The sequence below is a fragment of the uncultured Olegusella sp. genome (genome assembly GCF_947253395.1).
In the GTDB taxonomy this organism is placed as follows: domain Bacteria; phylum Actinomycetota; class Coriobacteriia; order Coriobacteriales; family Atopobiaceae; genus Olegusella.
The window spans coordinates 1-4,575 of the sequence record NZ_CAMXYY010000107.1 but is presented as its reverse complement, the minus strand read 5'-3'; the positions used below and the strand labels follow the sequence as shown (position 1 = coordinate 4,575).

Annotated in this window: 3 protein-coding genes; 2 read left to right on the top strand and 1 reads right to left on the bottom strand. The window is 49.8% G+C overall.

Annotated elements, in window-relative coordinates; translation table 11 throughout:
* The first annotated feature begins 265 nt into the window (after positions 1-265).
* Both glgB and Q0X25_RS07270 read left to right on the top strand, forming a co-directional pair.
* Positions 266-2,080 carry a 1,4-alpha-glucan branching protein GlgB gene (glgB, locus tag Q0X25_RS07275; protein WP_298580611.1) on the top strand — a complete coding sequence of 605 codons (1,815 nt, stop codon included), beginning with the start codon at positions 266-268 and terminating at the stop codon, positions 2,078-2,080.
* Positions 2,081-2,177: 97 nt separating this feature from the next.
* Positions 2,178-3,113, top strand: a complete 936-nt coding sequence (locus Q0X25_RS07270; protein ID WP_298580608.1) for a radical SAM protein — start codon at positions 2,178-2,180, stop codon at positions 3,111-3,113.
* Between the two features lie 107 nt (positions 3,114-3,220).
* Here the strand turns inward: Q0X25_RS07270 and Q0X25_RS07265 are convergent, their stop codons facing one another.
* A complete protein-coding gene (locus Q0X25_RS07265) occupies positions 3,221-4,432 on the bottom strand; it encodes a glycosyltransferase family 4 protein (protein ID WP_298580605.1) in 1,212 nt (403 codons plus the stop codon).
* Between the last annotated feature and the right edge of the window lie 143 nt (positions 4,433-4,575).

Genomic DNA, 4,575 nt, shown 5'->3' with positions numbered 1-4,575 from the left:
GATTCGAACCCTCGGCCTCTGCCTTGCGAAGGCAGCGCTCTCCCAGCTGAGCTACATCCCCGAATAAAATGCTGCGTGGGTAATTGTGGCAATTTGCACGACACATGTCAACTGATATGCAGCCTAGACAAGGCATATCATCATAGCCATACGGCAAACGTACCGTACTACTCTACTTGGCAACTTCGTGCCATAATGTGAGATGTCTGGCTGTAAGACTATACAATTTAGTAACATACTTGCCTTTGTCGCTCAGGGAGAACCTATGGATAAGCAGGACTTTTACGCAGGCCGCGAATTTTTTGCTCATGATTTCTTGGGAGCCCACCTCAGTGATACAGGCATGGTATGGCGTACATTTGCGCCAAGCGCTGAGGGCATTGTCGTAATTGGCGATTCTGGCGAATGGCCCATGCATAAAATTTATGATGGCAATTTTTGGGAAGCAGAGGCCAAAGGTATTGGCTACGGTGAACACTATATCTACCGCATCTACCACGGCGGCAGCTACCAAGATCACTGCGACCCTTACGGCTTTGCAATGGAGCTCCGTCCTGATTGGCGCAGCATCAGCTGCGATTTAAGCTACCAATGGCACGACCAAAAGTGGATGGCTGCACGCAAAAAAAATGGTTCGGCTGCCAGCTATACCGCTCCCATCAATATGTACGAAATGCACCTCGGCAGTTGGCGCAAACGCTCGGGTGAGCAGGTTTCTGATGACCCTGCAGATTGGTATAGCTTTTCTGAACTTGCGGAAATTCTTCCCGCGTATCTAAAAGAAAACGCTTATAACTACGTCGAGTTTATGCCTTTGGCAGAGCATCCTTTTGACGGTAGCTGGGGCTACCAAACTACGGGGTTTTTTGCTGCAACCAGCCGTTATGGCTCCCCTACCCAGCTTATGCAGCTGGTAGATGCCCTACATACCGCAGGTATTGGCGTTATTCTTGACTTTGTACCTGTGCACTTTGCTACTGATGCTTATGGCCTTGCCAACTACGATGGTACGGCGCTGTTTGAATATCCCCATGCAGCCGTCGGCGTATCTGAATGGGGTAGCCACAACTTCATGCACTCGCGCGGCGAGACCTGCTCGTTTTTGCAGTCAGCAGCAAACTTCTGGCTAGCTGCCTATCACTTTGATGGCCTACGTTTGGATGCGGTAAGTCGCATTATTTATTGGCAGGGTGATGAGTCTCGTGGCGTCAATGCTAATGCTGTTGAGTTTGTGCGTCGCTTTACCTCGGGTATGCATAGCCTCAACCCTGGTGCCTTGATTATCGCTGAGGACTCCACTGATTTTGATGGCACTACGCGACCCGTTGAGGAGGGTGGACTCGGCTTTGACTACAAGTGGGACATGGGTTGGATGCACGATACACTTGAGCTATTCCAAACTGGTCAGCCATGGCGTCCCGAAAATTACCACAAGCTGTCCTTTTCGATGATGTATTTTCACCGTGAGCGCTATCTCATGCCACTGTCACATGATGAAGTGGTACACGGTAAAGCTACCATCCTCCAAAAGATGGATGGTGACTACGAGAAGAAATTTCCACAGGCTCGAACGCTCTATCTTTACATGATCGCTCACCCCGGCAAGCAGCTCAATTTTATGGGTTCGGAATTTGGTCAGCTGCGTGAGTGGGATGAAAAGCGCGAGCAGGACTGGATGCTGCTTGAATACCCCATCCACCAAGCATTTGCACGCTACTGTCGCGAGCTCAATCACTGCTATCTCACACATCCTGCCCTCTGGGATCAAGATTATGTCCAGGCGGGCTTCCAATGGCGCCAGGTAGATGATGCGCAGCATATGGTGTATGCCTTTGAGCGTCGTGAACGTGGAGTAGATGGCGAGCGCATTCTCTGTGTGCTCAATCTATCTGACCAGCCATGGCCTGCCTACCAGTTGCAACTTGAAGCTACAACAAAGCTTACACCACTTATCAATACCGACTGGGATATCTACGGGGGTTCACGCCCTCGGGACACAAAGCTAAGCTTTGCGGTAAAAGAAGGTAGTGTGACACTTGACCTAGCTCCGCTTTCAGCTGTGCTTTTACACCTAGACTAGGCAGTTGGTACCGACAAAAGAAAGAATTACGCAGGACAACGGCAGTGCAGAACGGCAGCGCTGTTTTGGCTCGTTCTGCTTTGGAAAGAAGCTTCACATGGATATGAGCGCCTACGAAATTTGTGAGTTATGCCCGCGCCATTGTCACGCACGACGCAATCAAGGGCAAGCAGGCTTTTGCGGTGCCGCGGATGAGCTGCGTATTGCGCGTGCTGCTTTGCATTATTGGGAAGAACCTCCCATCTCTGGTGAGGCAGGCTCTGGTGCAATTTTTTTTACCGGCTGCCCTCTACGCTGCATATTTTGCCAAAATCACGAAATCTCACAGGAAGGCTTTGGTCTCAAAATCACGGTTGAGCGCCTTGCGGAAATTATGCTTGAGCTGCAGACACAAGGTGCACTCAATATCAATCTTGTAACTCCTTTGCACTACGGACCACATATCCGTGAGGCTGTACACATGGCTCGAAAGGCCGGACTTGGCTTGCCCATTGTCTGTAATACCTCAGGGTATGAGACGGTCGAAGCGGTGCGTGCAATGCAGGGTACTGTTGATATCTGGCTTACCGACTTTAAGTACGCCTCAGCCAAACTAGCGACACTTTCCAAAGCTACAAACTATCCTGAGGTCGCCGTAGCAGCGCTATATGAAATGCTGCAGCTCCTGCGGACTGCAGGCGGGCGTGCCGAAGAACCGGATGGTCGTATGACACGTGGCATCATTGTGCGACACCTCGTATTACCTGGCCACATAGATGATTCCTGTGCAGTGGTTGACCGTGTATGGGAACTTTGTGGCAACGAGGTCGATCTATCTGTGATGAATCAATATACCCCCAACAAAGCTTGTCGATTAGCCGGCGGTAATTTAGCGCGATCGGTCATCGACGAAGAATATGAAGTCGTGCTTGACCATGCTGATGAGATGGGTTTTGAGCACCTGTGGTGGCAGCAAGGGGGCACTGTTTCTGAAAGTTTTATTCCCGCCTTTGATGCTACTGGTGTCACCAGCCCTGCAGGCCCTGCTCTATAGCATGCAGCGTAGGAGCTTTCGCTAGGTTTGACTTAGCAGCCATTTTGCCGACCTTGACTTGGCAGCTATTGCGCCAACCTTGGCAGCTATTTCGCCAACCTGCGTACCTACTTAGAACGGCGACGGATGTCTATGCGCTCAAGATGGTGTTCCTTAACAAAGCGTTCCTTCTCATCCTCAAAGGCAGGATTATCGGGATCAACAAGTTCGTCTTCTCCTGTGTGTTTGTTGTAATGATGAAGAAGAACGGGCTCAAACAGATGTAAATGCATGGCAAATGCCGCTGAACCAACCACCAGCACACCAAAAACCGCTACACGCGGACCCACACTCACCTGCGTCATAATCAACGTGCCGATGCACAAAAGACCTGTCCAACCGTACATCGTTAACACGGCACGACGCTGATCAAAACCCCTATTGAGCAGACGATGCTGGATATGTCCACGATCTGCCTGCCCAATACTAACACCTGCTCTAAAGCGGCGAATAATCGCAGAAAACGTATCGATAATGGGCATGCCTGCAATCACCAGCGGCACAATCACCGTAGTAAAGCCAGCAATACGGGTGACAGAAAGCAAAGACACCGTTCCCAGCGTAAATCCCAACAACAACGAACCTGAATCACCTAGGAAAATACTCGCGGGATGAAAGTTGTAACGCAAAAACCCAAGCGTTGCTCCTACCAGAGAAATTGCTAAGGTTGCTGCATCGGGACGTCCCGCGAACATCGCCAGCGTAAACATGGTAAAGCCCGCTATGCAGGCGATACCCGAAGCCAAACCATCCAAACCATCAATCAAATTAAAAATATTCACATATGCAACAAGATAAAAAACCGTAACTGGATATGCTGCCCAACCCAGATAAAAATAGCTACCACTAAAGGGATTAACCACCGAACCTATCATCAAACCACCCGATACAGCAATAGCTGCTGCAATGAGTTGACCTGCAAGTTTTTGCAAAGGTTTAAGATGAAACTTGTCATCTAAAATACCCGTAAGAAAAATGACGCCAAAGGCGCATGCCAACACTTGATAGCTAATACCTGCCAAGTGCACCGAGGGCGAAAGCACGGTTTCCCAGCCGAGATGCGTCGTACCAACGTACTGGACAAGAAACGCTACAACAATGGCCGCAAATACTGCAATGCCTCCCATACGTGGAATGGGCTGCTTGTTGATACGACGGATGCCGGGGTAGTCAATGGCATTTACTTTCCACGCAATATGGCTTGCCAGAGGTGTCATTGCAAACGAGGTGACAAGAGCAGAGAGAAAAACTGCCGCATAGGGCACCCATCTGACATCCATGACACCTCCCTACTAGGGTTTTGCCGGACGGACGCCCGCACCCCAAAGCTAGATTCGCAATCAAATACACTCAAATACACCTAGGCATTGTAACTGAAAGCTGCACAATCATAAAAATGGGAAGCAGGAAAGCAAATCAAAAA